Origin of the sequence: Sinorhizobium fredii USDA 257 (genome assembly GCF_000265205.3) — a bacterium.
In the GTDB taxonomy this organism is placed as follows: domain Bacteria; phylum Pseudomonadota; class Alphaproteobacteria; order Rhizobiales; family Rhizobiaceae; genus Sinorhizobium; species Sinorhizobium fredii_B.
Genome location: NC_018000.1, coordinates 3,003,049 through 3,019,877, shown reverse-complemented (window position 1 = coordinate 3,019,877; position 16,829 = coordinate 3,003,049). Strand labels below are relative to the sequence as shown.

At 58.3% G+C, this 16,829-nt stretch carries 12 protein-coding genes; 6 read left to right on the top strand and 6 right to left on the bottom strand.

The features are described from left to right. Window positions 1-1,767, bottom strand: coding sequence for a glycosyltransferase (locus tag USDA257_RS13910; protein ID WP_014763606.1), 1,767 nt, complete (start codon window positions 1,765-1,767; stop codon window positions 1-3). A gap of 255 nt (window positions 1,768-2,022) precedes the next feature. Between USDA257_RS13910 and USDA257_RS13905 the strand changes: the two genes are divergently transcribed. After that, complete coding sequence (locus USDA257_RS13905) at window positions 2,023-3,102, top strand: capsular polysaccharide export protein, LipB/KpsS family (protein ID WP_048657388.1); 1,080 nt, start codon at window positions 2,023-2,025, stop codon at window positions 3,100-3,102. Between the two features lie 3 nt (window positions 3,103-3,105). Here the strand turns inward: USDA257_RS13905 and USDA257_RS13900 are convergent, their stop codons facing one another. Beyond that, complete coding sequence (locus USDA257_RS13900; protein ID WP_014763604.1) at window positions 3,106-3,882, bottom strand: ABC transporter permease; 777 nt, start codon at window positions 3,880-3,882, stop codon at window positions 3,106-3,108. A 539-nt stretch (window positions 3,883-4,421) separates the two neighbouring features. Here USDA257_RS13900 and USDA257_RS13895 point away from each other — a divergent pair. Continuing rightward, window positions 4,422-4,898 carry a MucR family transcriptional regulator gene (locus USDA257_RS13895; protein WP_014763603.1) on the top strand — a complete coding sequence of 159 codons (477 nt, stop codon included), beginning with the start codon at window positions 4,422-4,424 and terminating at the stop codon, window positions 4,896-4,898. A gap of 101 nt (window positions 4,899-4,999) precedes the next feature. Here the strand turns inward: USDA257_RS13895 and USDA257_RS13890 are convergent, their stop codons facing one another. From USDA257_RS13890 to USDA257_RS13880, 3 genes are read right to left on the bottom strand one after another with little or no spacing between them, the layout of a single operon-like run. Then, the gene (locus USDA257_RS13890; RefSeq protein ID WP_014763602.1) at window positions 5,000-7,465 is read right to left on the bottom strand and encodes an ImcF-related family protein; all 2,466 of its coding nucleotides are present in this window, start codon (window positions 7,463-7,465) and stop codon (window positions 5,000-5,002) included. 32 nt (window positions 7,466-7,497) lie between these two features. Next, complete coding sequence (locus USDA257_RS13885) at window positions 7,498-8,382, bottom strand: M15 family metallopeptidase (RefSeq protein WP_014763601.1); 885 nt, start codon at window positions 8,380-8,382, stop codon at window positions 7,498-7,500. Further along, entirely contained in the window at window positions 8,379-9,149 is a 771-nt protein-coding gene (locus tag USDA257_RS13880) for a PP2C family protein-serine/threonine phosphatase (RefSeq protein ID WP_014763600.1), read from the bottom strand. The genes USDA257_RS13885 and USDA257_RS13880 overlap by 4 nt, the downstream gene beginning before the upstream one ends. 118 nt (window positions 9,150-9,267) lie before the next feature. On the opposite strand from USDA257_RS13880, the gene USDA257_RS13875 reads away from it, so the two are divergent. Beyond that, the gene (locus USDA257_RS13875) at window positions 9,268-10,014 is read left to right on the top strand and encodes an OmpA family protein (protein WP_014763599.1); all 747 of its coding nucleotides are present in this window, start codon (window positions 9,268-9,270) and stop codon (window positions 10,012-10,014) included. 32 nt (window positions 10,015-10,046) lie between these two features. Here USDA257_RS13875 and tssH read toward each other — a convergent pair whose 3' ends face one another. Beyond that, window positions 10,047-12,779, bottom strand: a complete 2,733-nt coding sequence (tssH, locus tag USDA257_RS13870; protein ID WP_014763598.1) for a type VI secretion system ATPase TssH — start codon at window positions 12,777-12,779, stop codon at window positions 10,047-10,049. 162 nt (window positions 12,780-12,941) lie between these two features. Here tssH and USDA257_RS13865 point away from each other — a divergent pair, with 162 nt between their 5' ends. From USDA257_RS13865 to tssB, 3 genes are all read left to right on the top strand, one after another. Further along, a complete protein-coding gene (locus USDA257_RS13865) occupies window positions 12,942-15,059 on the top strand; it encodes a serine/threonine protein kinase (protein WP_014763597.1) in 2,118 nt (705 codons plus the stop codon). A gap of 79 nt (window positions 15,060-15,138) precedes the next feature. Beyond that, on the top strand, window positions 15,139-16,287 hold the full coding sequence (locus tag USDA257_RS13860) for a type VI secretion system protein TssA (protein WP_014763596.1): 1,149 nt from the start codon (window positions 15,139-15,141) through the stop codon (window positions 16,285-16,287). Window positions 16,288-16,290: 3 nt separating this feature from the next. Beyond that, a complete protein-coding gene (gene tssB / locus USDA257_RS13855; protein ID WP_014763595.1) occupies window positions 16,291-16,827 on the top strand; it encodes a type VI secretion system contractile sheath small subunit in 537 nt (178 codons plus the stop codon). Window positions 16,828-16,829 lie beyond the last annotated feature (2 nt).

Below are 16,829 nucleotides of genomic sequence, written 5' to 3'. Positions count from 1 at the left end.
TTAGGCCCGATTATTTTCGCGCTTGCTTGCTATTTCGCTGATGATCGATTCAAATTCAGCTGAGTTCGAAAAGCGGTTTGCAGCAGCACGCTGAACTTCCATGCGTAGATACAAGTCCAACTGAGGATTCATTTCTATTTCGGTAAGAAACCCGATCACATCCTGCGCGCTCGTCAACGCTTTAACAGGCACGGGGGCAAGAGCCTCGGCTCCGTCGCTGTTCGTAATCACGTGCTTCCCGGCCATCGCTGCTTCGACATTCTTAAAATTCAAGCCGCCACGCACCAAGACTGGCGACAGCAAAGCGTCGATTTTGCTATAATATTCACTGAGATCATCGACAAAACCCAATAGTTCAATTTCGTCGTACAGCCAGGATGCCGCCTGCACTGACGGCTCTTCACAAACACTGCCTGCAACGAGAAGACGGCTTTCGGGACTATATTTATGAAGCTCTGGCCACCAGTGTCGAATAACGTATTCTAGCGCCTTCACATTGGCGTCCATGCGAGTGCCGATGAATCCAAACACCAACGGCTTATAGATGTCTCGAGGTCTCACGGGCTTTTGATGCTGATCAAACGAAGGAACCAGAGTAATTACTCGTTTCTCCGGGAGAGTATCCTTCAGCAAGGTTGCATCACGGTCGGAAATTGCCAGGACGATATCAGCCTTCTTGAGCTGATTGATCTCGATAACCTTATCGTATTTTTGGTTTAGTATAATTCTATCCAAAAGGGGACGAGCCACGTCGTTTCTGAAGAACTGTACGTCATGGGTATCGCAAATTACTGTGTGGAATAGCCGTCGAATTCCATTATCGACCTTGCCCATCATCCATGCATAATTGACCCAGACTGCGTCAAACGCGCCCGTCTCTCCTAATTGTTTTAACTCCTTATATAGCCAAAAGGAGGATCTTTTCTGGCATTTCTCGGCGAATGTCTGCTTATTCGGATTTGAAACTTTCAGCCACTTCGCGAGTGTATTGTACACCGTCCTCCGCCGTGCAGTCTTACCTCTCAATTTTCCCCATTGCGGCTTAAACGCGCGCGTCTCGGTGGCAACTAGACTTAAAGCCGCCACCGCCCCTATTTCCCTCTCGCGACGCTGCTGCTGATAGAGAACCGTTATGTCGCATCCAGCATCAATGAGGCCTTGGATACTGTTAAACATCCGCTGATGCGAACCGAGGCTCAGCGGGTATATTGACCCCGCCGAGACAAAGAGTACCTGCCGTTTCCCCGCCTCCGGTCGCCTGTAAGCAGAGATCTCATACCTACGGTCGATCGAGCAAACTTTACGTAGGTTTATTTGAAACAGGTATGATATTGTTCTTGGCGGGAGAGGTAGATTGCCGTCTTCGTTGAAAAGTACGTATACGGTGGCTTCGATGCTTGGGGACATCAAGATCTGGACGTCCATTCTTTCCAAGTCTGCGTCCAACAACTGCGTGCTCAAGACATACACATCACCATCCCGATGCGTCGCGAGATGCTTTGCTACGCCAACTGCGTGGGATGAGTTGAATATGCCAGATGCAACAACCAACGAGATTGGTGCTTTTTTCCGTCTCAGATGCTCAGCAGGGATTTGCGCTGAACCGAGACGATAGAGAAATAGCTGCTCGCTGACAGTAATCGTATCCACTTTCAACCGCTCTTCAAACTGTTTAAGTCGCCCATCTCCCCCACTGGCCACATACACGATCAGGCTGGAGCCGACTAGCCCAATCTCCGCGCAAAGGGATAATGCGTCCCGTTTCAAACACAGCTATTTCGATTTTAGCTTTGCGCTGAGCCATTGGTGGTGGCATTAGCCTTACTACAACGGTTGCAGCAAATTTGTGTCAAAACAAAAAGCCACTGTTACTTTGACACGCCCGCCGGCCGCCTATAATTGGTTCCGGCGTCCTCAGCGATCCAAGTTATCACGCTTTCAGGGCCTGTACGCGAGGCCTACGGCACCGCAAAGACGTGAGCGAACATTGCAACAATAGATGCTGACACACGAATGAGGACCATGAGACTATCTTGGAGTTGGACCAGTCGAAACGGGCGCGCAGGGGGCTTGGGAAGCGCTCCGATCTTTCTCTTTGGCTTCAACAAGTGGAAAACGTTCATCTGTGACTGGTTTCCGCACCATGATCCGAGGTTCGTACGCATCAAGCAATGGCCCCTGGAATTCGACCTCTACTGGAAGCGACAGCTTCTCCGCGATCCCCGCACGCAGGTGCTGGCGTGGCAATACAAAGGACCGCCTCAGCTTAAAGAGTTCTGCGCCCTCCATGGCATACCATTCCAATATGTCGAGGATGGCTTCCTCCGTTCGGTGGCGCTCGGGGCGCTCAGGGTGCCGCCGCTGTCGCTCACCTTCGATGCGCAGGACATGTACTTCAACGCGCAAGCCCCGACCGATCTCGAAGACATTCTGCGAAGCTACGATTTCGAGAACGATCCTTCTTTGGTGCGAAGAGCGAGGACGGCGCGGGAGCAACTGCTCGCGAGCCGTCTCAGCAAGTACAATTCCGGCCATTCGCTCGACATCGCCTCCGTCTATGGCGAGAAGACGAGAAAGCGGGTGCTCGTCATCGGGCAGGTCGAGCGCGACGCGTCGATTGCCTTTGGCTGCGCCACCAAAATCACGAACAACGATCTGGTGCGGCTCGCCCGACAGGAAAATCCGGACGCGCAGCTGATCTACAAGCCGCACCCGGAAGTGCTGAAAGGCACCGCCGAGGCGAAATCCAATCCAGAGCACGTGCGCGACATCGCGATGATCCTCAAGCAGGACATCAGCCTCGCCGACGCTTTGGAAACCGTCGATCACGTCTATACCATTACATCGCTTTCGGGCTTCGAGGCTTTGCTGCGTGGCATCAAGGTGACGACGGTCGGCTGTCCCTTTTATTCCGGCTGGGGTTTGACGGACGATCGCCAGCCCAACACGCGCCGGGACCGCAAGCTTTCGATCGACGAGGTCTTCGCCGCAGCCTACATACTTTATGCGAAGTATCTCGACCCGCTCACCAAGACACCGATCGAGATCGAGCAGGCACTCGACGTTCTTGCCAGAATGCGTGCCGAGCAGATGGCGGCCTGAGGCCTAAAGCCGTTCCTCTCGGATCTCCCGCATCGACGTCGTCAGAAGCGCCAGCCCCGCGACGAAGCAGACGAGCGCGAATTCAAGCACGTAACCCTTGTCCAGCCCGTCGGCGCGATACTCGGGATAGATGGCGCTTCGAAACCAAATAATGATGTGCACCAACGGATTGTAGAGAAGGTAATCGCGGAACGGGCTCGGCAGGCTTTCCGGCAGGAAGAAGACGCCGGAAATCATGAAGAGCGGGCGGTTGATGATGCCGAAGATCTGCTCGTAGAGCGGAAAGCGGGCAAACATCACGATGTTGATCGTACCGATGCCGAGGCCGAGCACGGCGGCAGCACCGGCGGCCTCCACCATGCCGGCGAGGTCCATCGGCTGGCTGACGCCGCCGAGTTCGACGATCAGGAAGAGGATGAGAACCGACACCAATGCGTCGGTCATCAGTTGCAGGACGAAGCGAGAGGCGATCGCGTCGAAGGGCGAGACGACCGGATAGGAGAGCAGCGCCTTGTTCGCCTTCATCGTGCCGGCCATGAAGGAGGCCATGCGCTGGTAGAAGGTGAAGGGCAGATATCCGCTGGCGAAGAACAGAGGGAAGCTCAGGCCAAGCGCCGGCATCCGGGCGAAGACCTGGAAGATCAGCGTCATCATCGCGACATGGGCGACGGGGTCGAATACTGCCCAGAGATAGCCGCCAGGCTTCGAGCCATAACGCGTCGACATTTCCCGCACGATGAGCGCCGCCGTCACTCGGAGATGCTGTTCGATGAGTTTCACGCAGGCCCTCGTGTGGATTGCCATTAGTGTTGCCGGCGGCCTTTGCCGTGCCGCCGGCGGCATATTCCACAATCCGCTCTTGCTGGCAAATTTTTGACGAGCCGCGCGGCCATCGGCCGACCGGTCCTCACCGACCCCATAAAGCAGCGACTTCCACGCCGACTGCGGACAGAAGCAAGTGATCGGCGAGGGATGAGCTTAAAAGGGATTGACTCGGGAAGACCCATTACAGAAGCGCACGTTCATCATGTCATTGGTCATCGGTGATCTTTCCATCAGGTTGGTCTTGAACAACCCGACCCTAAATGGAAAACACTGATGGCCGCCTAAACCTCAGGACCTACACCACCTGATGGGACACGATCGGCTCGGGAGGCGCTCGCAACTACGGCCTCGACGACGGCGAGAGAAAATAAACAAACGGAAATCTCCCGGGAAACACAATTCTTCTCTTTGATCGCCTTGCTTCGGGCCAAAGTACCTGCAAATTTAGTTGGCAACTCTGCGCCGATCCCAAAAAAATTACAGGAGAATAATCATTGACCGACTCGCGTGAGGGCAAAGAGCAGTGCAGCCTCGAGCTCACCAGCTGGATCGTCACTGCTTATCTGAGCCGCAATATCGTTTCGGCCGGTGATCTGCCGCATCTCATCCGCGAGACCTTCGCCTCGCTGCATGGCACATCTCAGCCAGACAGAGCCGATCCGACAGTCGAGGAATTACGCCCTGCCGTACCCGTCAGAAAGTCAGTGACGGCGGATTTCATCGTTTGCCTCGAGGACGGGAAGCAGTTCAAGTCGCTGAAGCGTCACCTGATGGCCAAGTACGGTCTCACGCCCGAAAAATACCGCGAGAAGTGGAAGCTTCCCGCCGATTATCCGATGACCGCTCCAAGTTACGCGCAACAACGCTCGAAGCTAGCCCGGGCTGCAGGATTGGGCAAGAAATCTACGCCGGCGCCCGCACAAAAACCCGCGCCTCCAGTTCGCAAGAAAATAGGTCTGAAATTAGGATAGATGTCCAGCCGACGGCGCTTCGCTAAATTTAGCGCGTACGGGAGCAAAGGCCGGTCAGCGGCTTGGTTCGATACCCTTCGGATACAATAACAGTGCTTCCTTCAAAGCGAGGACGGGCAAATCAGGCCTCGTAGCAGTGCACGCGCCGCGACCGGATTTGCGGATCTTGCGAATGACATCTGAAGATAGACGCGCGCGCCCTTCGCACGCACATCAATCAGGAAGCGCCTACCACTGTCACGTGGCCGCAAGCGTGCCCCGTCCAGGAACCGCAAAAGTCCCCATGGTCCGGGCGTGCTCTTCTTCTCTACAACAGCGCCGCCACCGAAGGATATTTCAAAACCGCGCGCCGGTGAGGGTCCTGGCCAGTTCAAGGTGACCGTTTCTCCGGAGGTGACGACCGGGACATGAGCACCGCCGACCGAGATCGTTGCTGCTCCTCTTTGAGCGAGCGCCTCAAGCGCGATCGGAACGTCGGGCGACGCTCCCTGTTGAAAGAAGGCGTCGCCCACGGCAAGGGCTTTTTGGAAAAAGGCTGCGCTTTCGGGTGTGTAGCCAGAAAGTCGCGCTTCCGGCTTCCAGCGCCACGGCGTTGTCGACGTATCCATCAATTGTGCCAGCTGCGCACGAAAATAGCTCCCGACTGTGCCGTCAGGGGCGAAGATTCGAGCCACTTCGGCGATATCAGCATCGGGCCCATCAAAGAAGGGGTAACGACCGCTCACGGCGGCTTGACAGGCGGTCGCGATCTTAGAACCCCATGGTGTCTGAGGTCTGGCTGGTGCGACAGGATCCGCAGGAGCTTCAGGTGGGACAGGATCCGCAGCAGCTTCGGACACTTTCGGTACAGCCGTCTGTGCAATCACATCCTCGACGATCTGCACGACAAGAAGGGGGGCTTGCTGCAATGCTACAATTGAGTTGGCGCGCTCCCGAGCGTCCATGAGGGATTTCTTTCCGAGCTCCGCATCTGCATCGAGAACGGAGAGGGCTACGTTCAACGACACAAAGAGATGGGAGATGTCCGACATCCGCCCTTGCTCCACGAACTGTATAGCCGGACCCAACGCCGCTGCGACGCGAAGCTGGTTGGCATGGCTTCGGTTGCGATCGGTGCCGCCGGACTGGCGCCAGACCTCTCGAATTAGCGCCGAAAGCGGCGAGTTGCTCGCGCTCAGCGCACCGCTGATTACCACGGCGGTAGGTTGATCGGAAAACGGCCGGACGCGAAGATCACCGAGGTATTGCGACCATGCCTCGAGTGTGCGCTTTTGAAGAAGATCCATTACCGCGTCGTTTGTTGCCGTGCCGTCAGCTGCCAGGAGTGTAGCGGCCTCCGAGCTTGCCCGCCGGATCGCCTGCTCCACGCCGCCGGACCGAGCATGGTTCCATCCAGCCTCCGTAAATAAGCCCGGTACGCCACGTTCGATCGGCAGACCCGACCTGTTGATCAAAATCGCGTCGAGGCCAGGGACCGCCTCGCCAAGAGACCACGAAGGGAGTGCTGCCGTTTCCTCAGCCCGGGTCAATTCGAGCAAGGCGCGCTCACTCGCCAATCCCTCAGAAGCGAACTGCCGTGCTTGGGAAATCGTTTCGGGATCCGGAGATGGAATACCCACCGGGGCCTTGGACATAGCGGCAACATGCTGGGCAAGATGCGCCAGTTCGGGAAAGGTCCCAGCCCGGTCGGCGACCCAGCCCGCCAGAAAATGGGGCTGCCAGCCAGATGTGCCCTTCAGTATCGACCAGGCACGCAGTGAATCGTAGAGCGCGCTCGGCTCCCCCTCCGTTGCGAGGGCAACACCAAGGGCCTCGGCGAGAGGCTCTGCAATAAGCGCATCCGCCACGTCGCTATAGCGGCGACGCGCAGCCGCACCCGGGTCGACGCTCTCAACATAATGAATGAGGCCGAGCGGCGAGCGAGCAGCATCCTGCTCTACGAGGCGCACTGCGGCGGCGAAGGAATCGAGCTGAGCCGCGCGCGCGGCCGGAGTTTGAGTGTTGCCAGCTTCGATAACTCGTCTCACTTCGGGCAATTGCGCCAGAAGCTGCTCGCGAAAACGCCATTCGGCCCACGCTACCCAGGCCACAAGGACCGCGAAGAAGAATGCGACCGCGACGAAAACCAGGCCGCGATCTGCTCGGGTTTTATGCTTCTCACCGACCGAATGGGCAGCTTGAACTGCCTCGTTGCAGTGCCCAAGAAAACGGGCAAGATCACGCCGCGCCGGCCCGCTTCTGGCTGCCTCGGCCGCCCGGTCGGCGAGGCGTTTCGGATCAATGCTCAAGCTAATTGGCAGCGCGGCCGCCAGCGCCCGCTCCCATCGCCGTGTTGGCAGCGCCGGGTTATTGTGCGCACGCGCATCGAGCAATGCGATAAGCGCATTGCGTGCATCGAGGAGCCAGTCCGACGGAATGTTCATGCGGCGCGCTTCGGTCTCGAATGCAGCCACGAGCGTGCGGGCAGTCGCAGCCAACTCATTTGGATCCGGTCTATTCTCACTTTCGGCCCGCTTTGCCAGGGCAAGCAGTGGCTGCGCCAGTGCAGGAAGAACGTCTGCTCGCATTCCATCGTGACCCGGAAGTCGAGCATGGTCTTTCACAGCTTGCCCTCTGCGGCCCATTTTCGAAGCAGCGCCTCGCCGACCTCGAAGTGCATGGAATCTTCGCGACCATAGCCCGCACCCCAGTACCAGCCGGCATCGTTGAAAAATTCCGCGAGCACCACGAGTCCGAACTGCGTGCTGCCATCCCCCATCCTGTCGAGGTCCCTCTTGAGCGTCAGGTCGACGGCTGCCCCCCATGCGTGGGACGATACGGACTTGGCAGAACCGCGGACATAACGCGCGCAAAGCGCACCAGCCGTCCCGATCGCGGCAAAGATGTCCGGCTCCTCTTTTTTCAGGCGCTCCAATATCTGGCCCAGGGAATCGAGCGCAGGCCTGATCATCGTCAGGCGGAAGTTTCCGAAATTGCGGGTCTCAAGAGTTCTCACCAATCTCGCATTGGTGACCGGCTGGCAGTTTGTGGAATATGCACTTCGCGGCTCGCCGAGGATTTCGCGGAGCACCCCCGGTCTGGGACGGATGACGCCGTCGTTGAAGCGCTTCTTTGCCAATTGCATTGGCTCCGTCAGGTTTTCGGTCTCCTGTGGCGGCGCCATACCGCCGAATTGGTCGATGGAGAATGCCGGCTCGTTGGGAGGTTTGTCGAGTGGCGGCACGACCTGGCTCGGCGAAACCGGTTCTGGGCGAGGCGCTTCCGCCAATTCTGTAAGTTTTCTCTTGAGTGCGTTGAGTTCAGCGCGCAGGGCCTGAATCTCATCGTCCTGTTGAGCAAGCTGTAGAGCAAGGCGGTCGATCTTTGCCGCATTCGGATCCTGCTCCGTGTTTCGAAGCAGGTCTGCAACGAACGCGAAGGTCGCCGCCGCAAGAATGATGCTCATGCCAATGACGACAGCTGCAATCGGGTTGAGTGGCCTCAAGGCGTTGCAGCTCCGTCAATCCGAATTACAACCACAGAGACGTTATCCGGCGCGCCGTGATCGAGAGCGGCTGTAACCAGTCGACGACAGGCAGCGTCAGGGGCCGATTCCGCATTCATGCATGAGATGATCTCGGCCTCTGAAACGCAGTCGGTCAAACCGTCGGAACAAAGGATCAAGATATCCCCGGGCTCCAACGCGACCTCGGTCGTTCCGACATCCAGCCGATCGGCTGCTCCGATTGCCCGCGTGACAACGTGGGCTTGCGGGTGCTGCCACACTGCGCCCGGCGTCAGGTCGCCATTATCGAGAAGTTCCTGCACGACCGAATGATCGTGTGTAAGCTGCGACAGCTCCCCTCCTCGCAGGCAATAAGCCCGGCTGTCTCCCACCCATGCGATTGTCGCTGCGCGACCATCAACGAGCGCGGCCACTGCTGTTGCGCCCATCTGCTCTATATTTGCCGAGGCCGCCCATCGACGTATGGCGGAATTGGCCGCCTGGAGCGCTCCAACGAGATGAGCGCACGAAATCGGAGCGTGCGGTAGAAGAGCAAGCTGCTCGATAACCATGTCAGCAGCGACGTCGCCATGGCCGTAGCCGCCCATTCCGTCGGCGACAGCCCAAAGTGCGCCTGAGGGATCAGTGAGAATCGCGTCCTCATTGCTTTTGCGCACATGACCGGTGTGGCTCAGCCCCGCCCCCTCCGGCCTGCCCAGCCGGTTAGGAACGCGCGTCGATGAACTGTCCCGCGAATCCTGGCTCATGAACGGATGAACCCTCTAATTCGCTCCATCGCGAAGCCGCTACCTGAAAGGTTGCCCCTCAAGTTATCCTATAGTAATTTCACAGGAGGCGAAACCTCTTCGCCAAAGGGAGCCCAAGATGATGCGCCTGCCGGCTGCGATTCTAACGGTGTTTCTTGCTCTATTCTTCGTCCCCCAAAGTGACTTGAAGGCACAGGAACTAACCGATTCTACGCTCAAAGAGCGCTTTCAGCGACAAATAGAGTTGTTCAAGGCTGCAGGGGATTCGAAGCTCGGAGCCACGCGCGGTCTGGTCCTTACCAATCCCGGGTCAACGGTAGAAGCCACGCCGTTGGCAATTGACGCGCCTGGCGAAGCGAAAATCGCTCCGGCTTCCCCTCCTGCTCCTGCGACCCAAGGCATCCAATCCGCTCCAGATAGCAGCGATGTGGCTCAGCCCTCGACACCCGCGCCTACGGGGGCGTCGCCGACCACAGGCGTTTCCGCTGCAACGACCGCCGATCCGCAGACATATTGGAAGCTGCCGCCTACTGATCAGATTAATGTGCGCGTCAATTTTGCCTTTGACTCCGCTGCCATCGCCCCGGACCAAAAAGCAACGTTGCGTCAGCTTTGCAGAGTCATGAAGGAGATGGACATCAAACTCGTCCGGGTCATAGGGCACACAGATGGTGTCGGAGGTGCGGCCTACAATCACAAGCTGTCGACGCTGCGAGCGAAGGAAGTAACGCGGTTCTTCGCGGACGAGTGCGAGATCGCTCTCGAACGTCTCGAGGCGGTTGGTGTAGGCGAGCAGTTTCTTCTCAACCCGCAAGACCCGAAGGCTGACGAGAACAGGCGCGTGGAGTTTCAGGCCGTAAGTTGAGAAGGCGGCCGCATCGTCAGCAAGGCTGACGGTCATTCGAACGAGTAGGTGAAGCCTTCCTCAGATGCGCCGACCGTGACCTTGGTCAGGCGTTTGCCTTCGAGCGACCAATTCAGAACGCCTTTGCTCAACGCCGGTAGAAGCGTGTTGGTCAGGATCGCGTCGATCATGCGACCTCCCGATTCGACCTCGGTACAACGCGCCTTGACCAATTCCCGAACTCCGTCCTCGATGACCAGCTCAGCATCATGGCTGGCGCGTAACCGGCGCGCGATTTTCCCGAAGTGATGTCGTGTTATTGCCTCGATCATCGCATCGGAGAGCGGATAATAGGGGATGACAATAACCCGTCCGAGAAATGCCGGCGGAAATACCTTCAGCAATTGCGGCCGCAGTACGGCTTCCAACTCCTCAGGTGGGGGCCGCATCCGGCCTCCATCGGTAAGCTTCATGATGGCGTCTGAACCAACGTTCGAGGTCAGCAGTATGAGAGTGTTGCGGAAGTCGATCCGTCGACCCTCGCTGTCGTCCATCATCCCTTTGTCAAATACCTGGAAAAAGATCTCGTGCACATCCGGATGTGCCTTCTCGACTTCATCGAGCAAAATAACACAATAGGGTCGTCGTCTGACGGCTTCGGTCAGGACGCCCCCCTTGCCATAGCCAACATAGCCCGGAGGCGCACCCTTGAGAGTGGAGACTGTATGGGCCTCCTGAAACTCGGACATGTTGATGCTGATCAGATTCTGTTCGCCGCCATAGAGCGCCTCGGCGAGAGCCAGTGCAGTTTCCGTCTTACCGACCCCGGACGGGCCGCACAGCAGAAAGACACCGACGGGCTTTTCGGGAGAGCCTAATCCGGCTCGGCTGGTCTGTACGCGCCGAGCGATCGACTCCATCGCGATGTCCTGACCGACGACACGCTCTGACAGAACGTTTGCCAGCTGCAACGCCTTTTCGGTCTGGCTGGTCAGCATCCTGCCAACCGGTATACCTGTCCAATCCTGTACCACCGAGGCCACGGCATTCCTGTCCACGGAAAGCAATATGAGCGGGGTTTCACCCTGTGCATCGGCAAGTTCCGCCATCAGCGTCTTGAGCCGCACAAGGTCCGAATTCTGGTCGGCGATCGCTCCTTCGCTGGCTCCCGACGCGGGCTCATCCACAATTGGGGTTGCTGCCGCTTGATCGCCTGCCGCCCCGTCGGCCAACGCATGGTCGAGTTCGACTCCCTTTCCGCGCAGCCTCGCCCGCAGATCGAGAATTTCAGAGACCATGGCCTGCTCCTTTTCCCAGCGAGCCTTTGCGGCTAGCAAAGCGGATTCGGTTTCGGCAAGAGCGGCTGCAACCTTGGCCTGGCGGTCCTCAATTTCGATGCCGATCGCGCCTTCGCGCCCGATGATCGCCTCTTCGATCTCAAGAGACTGCTTGCGTCGCAGAAGGTCTTCGACTTCCGCCGGCGTGGCGTGCTGCGATACAGCCACGCGCGCGCATGCGGTATCGAGGAGGCTGACCGCCTTGTCGGGCAGTTGGCGCGCCGGGATATAGCGATGCGAAAGGCTGACGGCCGTCTCGATCGCCTCGTCGAGAATCTGCACCTGATGGTGCTTCTCCAACACGCCTGCCACACCGCGCAACATCAAGACGGCGCCCTCTTCATCGGGCTCTTCGACCTTGACCACCTGGAAACGTCGCGTCAAAGCGGGGTCTTTCTCAATGTACTGCTTGTATTCGGCCCAGGTCGTTGCAGCGACCGTGCGAAGCTCGCCGCGCGCCAATACGGGTTTAAGAAGATTTGCGGCGTCTCCTGTTCCCGCTGCACCGCCTGCCCCGATCAGAGTGTGAGCTTCGTCGATGAAAAGAATAATGGGTGTTTCCGATGCCTGAACTTCATCGATAATTGTCTTCAGCCGCCTTTCGAACTCACCTTTGACGCTCGCCCCCGCCTGCATCAAGCCGATGTCGAGCATGTGAAGCGACACCTCTTTGAGCGGCGGCGGCACATCGTCTGCGGCAAGGCGCAGAGCAAAGCCTTCGACGACCGCGGTTTTACCCACACCGGCTTCGCCCGTCAGGATCGGGTTGTTCTGTCTGCGACGCATGAGGATGTCGATGATCTGCCGTATCTCTGGGTCGCGGCCCAGAACCGGGTCAATTTTTCCGTCGCGTGCACGTCGAGTGAGGTCCACGGCATATTTCGCCAATGCGGACTCAGCCCCTGAGGGGCGTCTTTTCCGGGATGGTTCGGGAGTCTCTTCCCTGCGGGTACTTTCAAGTGATCCAGCAAGGACGTCGTCAAACCGGGCGATGACGGAGTCTGCATCGATCCGATCGAATTCAACGCTGATCTTCGATAAAAGCCCGTCCAGCACGGGCAACTTCCTTGAGGCTATGAGGACAAAGGCTCCACGCACCTCTTCGGATCCGAACTGCAGGCTGGCGAGGCTCCACGCCTCCTGGATGGCGTGAAAGATGTGGTCGGAAAACTCCTCGATCGAGGTCGCGCCATAGGGTAGTTTGTCTATCGCCCTTGCCATGTCGGCGGCGAGGCGGCCGAGATCCACGCCGGCATCTCTCAGGATCAACTGAAAATCGGCACGGTCGACAAGTGCCAGTTGTTCGATCCAGTGAACGAGTTCAACATAGGGATTGCCGCGAAGCTTGGCCGCGTCCGCCGCCGCCTTGAACGCACGCAGGCAAACGGGGTTGAGCTTGCCGACCAGTTCCTTGCGCTTGAAGCTTGGAGAAGACATGTTCGGCTGCATGTCGGTCGGGCTCCTGCCAGTGCTTTTGAAGGGGCGCAGCTAGTCTTGGATCACTAGTCACAGCGTGCCACATTATAGTATTCTTGACAAATAATCAGCCAGCACGTTCTTAATGAATATTGTGGTAGCGTGGTTTCCATAGGGTGCGTTTGGAGATTCCATATGCTCGATCCACTGCCCGGGGACATCTTTCGCAAGGGCCAGGTGCTCAACAACACCTACGAGATAGAGGGCCTCCTTGGCCGCGGCGGAACGGGCGAGGTCTACAGAGCAAGCAACCGCATCACCGGCCGTGTGGTGGCGATCAAGGCACTGAACCAAGAGTTGTCGGCAAATGCCAGTTACCTCGAGCTCATGAAGCGAGAGGAAGAGGTTCGCAGCATCTCGCATGACGCTGTCGTTCGCTACACCGACTGCAGTCAGACGGGCGACGGGCACGTATACCTGGTGATGGATTACGTCGCAGGCACCCCGCTCAGCGACTGGCTCGAGCGCAGCGCGGCTTCCCCGCGAGATCTGCTGGTGGTGGCACACAGAGTGGCCGAAGGCCTTGTCGCTACGCACGAGCGAAAGATCGTCCATCGCGACCTTTCCCCGGACAATATCATCCTGCGTGACGGCAGACCGGAGGAAGCCGTCATTATCGACTTTGGCATCGCGAAGGACAGCACCCCAGGGGCACGCACCATCGTCGGCAACGAGTTTGCGGGCAAGTACGAATATGCCGCGCCGGAGCAGATGCATGGGCAAGCCGAACCGCGCTCTGATCTTTATGCCCTGGGAGCATCGCTACTCGCAACGTTTCGCGGGAGGGTTCCAGACGTCGGAAGGAGCCCGGGCGAGATTGTGCGTCATAAGGAACGCCGGCTTGACACGTCTGGCGTTCCGGAACCGCTGAAGACCTTGATTGACGATCTCACCCAGCCCGATCCTGCCCATCGGCCGCCAAGCGCCGCCGCCGTCGTCAAGGAAATTACGCGATTGCTGCAGCCCGGTCTCGGCGGTGCGCAGCAGAGCGGGCGCTTCGAGAAGGCCAGTTGGCGACCATGGCTTGCCATCCTGCCCATCGCAACGCTGGCAGCAATCGCAGGGCTTTGGCTTTTCGGGGCGTTTGAGGACTTGTCGACGACAACGGTGCCGATCGCTACCCCTTACAAGCTTGTTGCCGGGGTGGACGGACACGGACGAGCCACGCTTACCGGTTTTGCTCCCAATGCCGGCCAGCAAGAGGCAATCGTCACGAACTTTGCCCAAGCGGTCGGGGTACCTTCCCCCGGGGGCACCCTCACTCTTGCTGACGGCGCACCGTCCGAACGCTGGGCTGAGGACATGGCCGCCTTTTTTGCGCTCGCCGCCCCGTTAGAGGAGTGGAAGCTGGAAGTTGCCGATCGGACGGTTCGCCTTACCGGACTTGCGGCCGATAACAAGGGGCGCGAAGCCGCCGTGAGCCGATTTGCTGCGGCGGCCAAAGAGGCCGGCTATGAACCTGTCGTACGTGTGGCCGCCGGCCCGCGGGATCTGTCGCCGGATCACCTGAAATCCCTCCTGGTCCCGTTGGAGACCTGCGGGCCGCTTCTCATTCCACCGCCGCAGGCGGGTACCTATCCCCTTGGAGCGGTAGTCTCGATCCGAGGAAACGTCGCCTCCAGCAAGGACATCCAGGCCGTTCAGCAGGCGCTTGCGCCGCATCTCGGGGATCGCGAACTGCGCGTCGACACCACAGTGCTCAACAGCCAGCTGTGCGTTGTTCAGGAGTTGCTGCCGGATGCAAGGCAGGGTCCGATGACAATCGTTCTCGGATACGGCGACAAGTCCGAACCGAACATGTCCGGCATCTATTCCGTAGGCGACAACCCGGTTATCGACGTGCTGGCGCCGGCCACACTTGACGAGGGATACCTGTGGGTCGCAATCGCCGACGTCACCGGTAATCTCTTCAACGTTCTTCCGAACATCAAAAGACCGGATCATGCGCTTTCCGACCTCGGGACCGTGTCTGAGGGAATGCGAACCATCCGGGTTGCCTATCCGACGGCAGAGGGTGCAGTCGATCCGGCGAAGCTCTCCTTCGCCGTTGACAGCACATTCGGCAGAAGTCTGATCATCGTCATGCAGACCAACCAACCACTTTTTTCCAGAGCTTCGCCCCACAACCGAGTCCACCAAGTCTTTTGCCGAAGATTTGCGTGCGGTGATAGCCGCGGGAAATGTCTCGGTCCTCTCTATGACCACCCGACTGATCGATACCCGGAACTAAAAATTGAATCGCGAACGGCGTGACGTGGAAATAGAACAGCTTGAAAAACTGTGGTAAAACTACATTGAGAGGGCAACATTAGTTGGTAAATGGGGGGATCTGTTGTTCGACTCCGCTCTCTGGCTAAGTCCACTGAATGGCAATAACCCCTCTGGCGAAAGCTTGCGGAATGATGGGCGATTCCACGAACTGGAACGCCTTATGCAACCTCAAATCGAGATCAGCCGAGACGAACGCAACAATCCCGTAGAAAGGGCCGAAGTACCTGTCGACTGGACAAACGTTCTTCATAAATCTGAGGAGTTGCGTCAGCACGGGCGGGATTTGCGGCTCCTGGTGATCGTGACTCGAGCCCTTGCAAATGAACAGAGTTTTGCCGGATTGGCCTCGGGACTTAACCTGATCGCTCGGACTTTCGACCTGCATTGGGAGACGATGCATCCAGAACTTCGGCGGGATTCCCCGCCTCGGGATGCGGCCCTGCGCCGGACCAACGCACTTCTCCAGCTGCAAAACGACAAGGATGGGTTATTGGGCGACCTTCGGAGGATGACCTTTTTTGCGCCCCATGGTGTTGGCCCCTTCACCGGCCGGGATTTGGAGCGCGGATCGATCGACACCCGAACCGCTCTTAGCGAGGCTGCACCTGGGCTGAGCCAGGCCGAGAAGTCGTCACTCGTAAGCGAGCATGACCGCTTATTGGATCGCATGAGAATAGGCTGCGCGGCATTTGCGGAACAATCCTCGAGCGAAGCGGCCGAGCTTGTCGCCCATGCTCGTAGTGCGGCCACTGCACTGGCGGAGCTCGAAGCATCGCTCAACCGGCAGATGGGCGGTGATGTGCGCTTCACACTGTCGGATTTGGGACGGTTCCTTCAGCGCGTGATTTCGACGCTCGAGCGAGCGCAACCCGGCTCCCGGCCGGAGATCGCAAGCGAGGAAGGCGTCGTTCGCGAGAAGGTAACTCCACAAGCGATCTCCGGCGCGGATTCGAGCCACATCGCAACTGCGGCAGTCTTTCCGTCGCGGCTTGCCTCGCGCGAGGATGTCACAAGGTGCATCGACCTCGTCATTGATTTCTACGACCGCACGGAGCCGTCAAGCCCCATCCCTCATCTGGCGCGCAGAATCAAACGCATGGTGCCGATGAATTTTCTGGAACTCATGGAGGATCTGGCGCCCTCCGGTCTAAAGGAGTTCCGGCTTTTGGCCGGCATGCCAGAAAACAAGAAATCTCGGGACGAAAGGTGACCTATGAGCGAAACTAAGGCGAAGGTAATTGAACGAAACCGGGCGCCTCGCGTCCAGATCGCCTATGAAGTGGAAACATACGGCAGCCCGACGACGATCGAATTGCCGTTTGTGATGGGCGTGATGGCTGATCTGGCCGGCGCCTCCGAGACACCAGAGGCGCGCAAGTCCGTACGGGACCGCACGTTTGTCGAGACCGACGCAAACAGGTTCGGCCGTTTCATGGAAGCGCTCAGCCCCCGCGTCAAAGCTCGGGTGAAGAACACTCTGCCCCAGCCTCCGGGCGAAGAACGCGATGAAGAGCTTGCGGTAGACCTTACCTTTACGAGCATCGCCGACTTCACGCCGGATCGTGTTGCCGAACAAGTCCCGCAGCTTGCCGAGCTTTTGAGGATGCGCCGCCAGCTTGAGGAACTGCTAGGTTTCATGGATGGTCGCATCGACGCCGAAAAACGCATCGCGCAGCTTTTGAACAATGAGCCCCTCATTGCAAAGATCGCAGACCAGGCGATCGACGATAGCAGCAAATCGGAGGTCTGAGC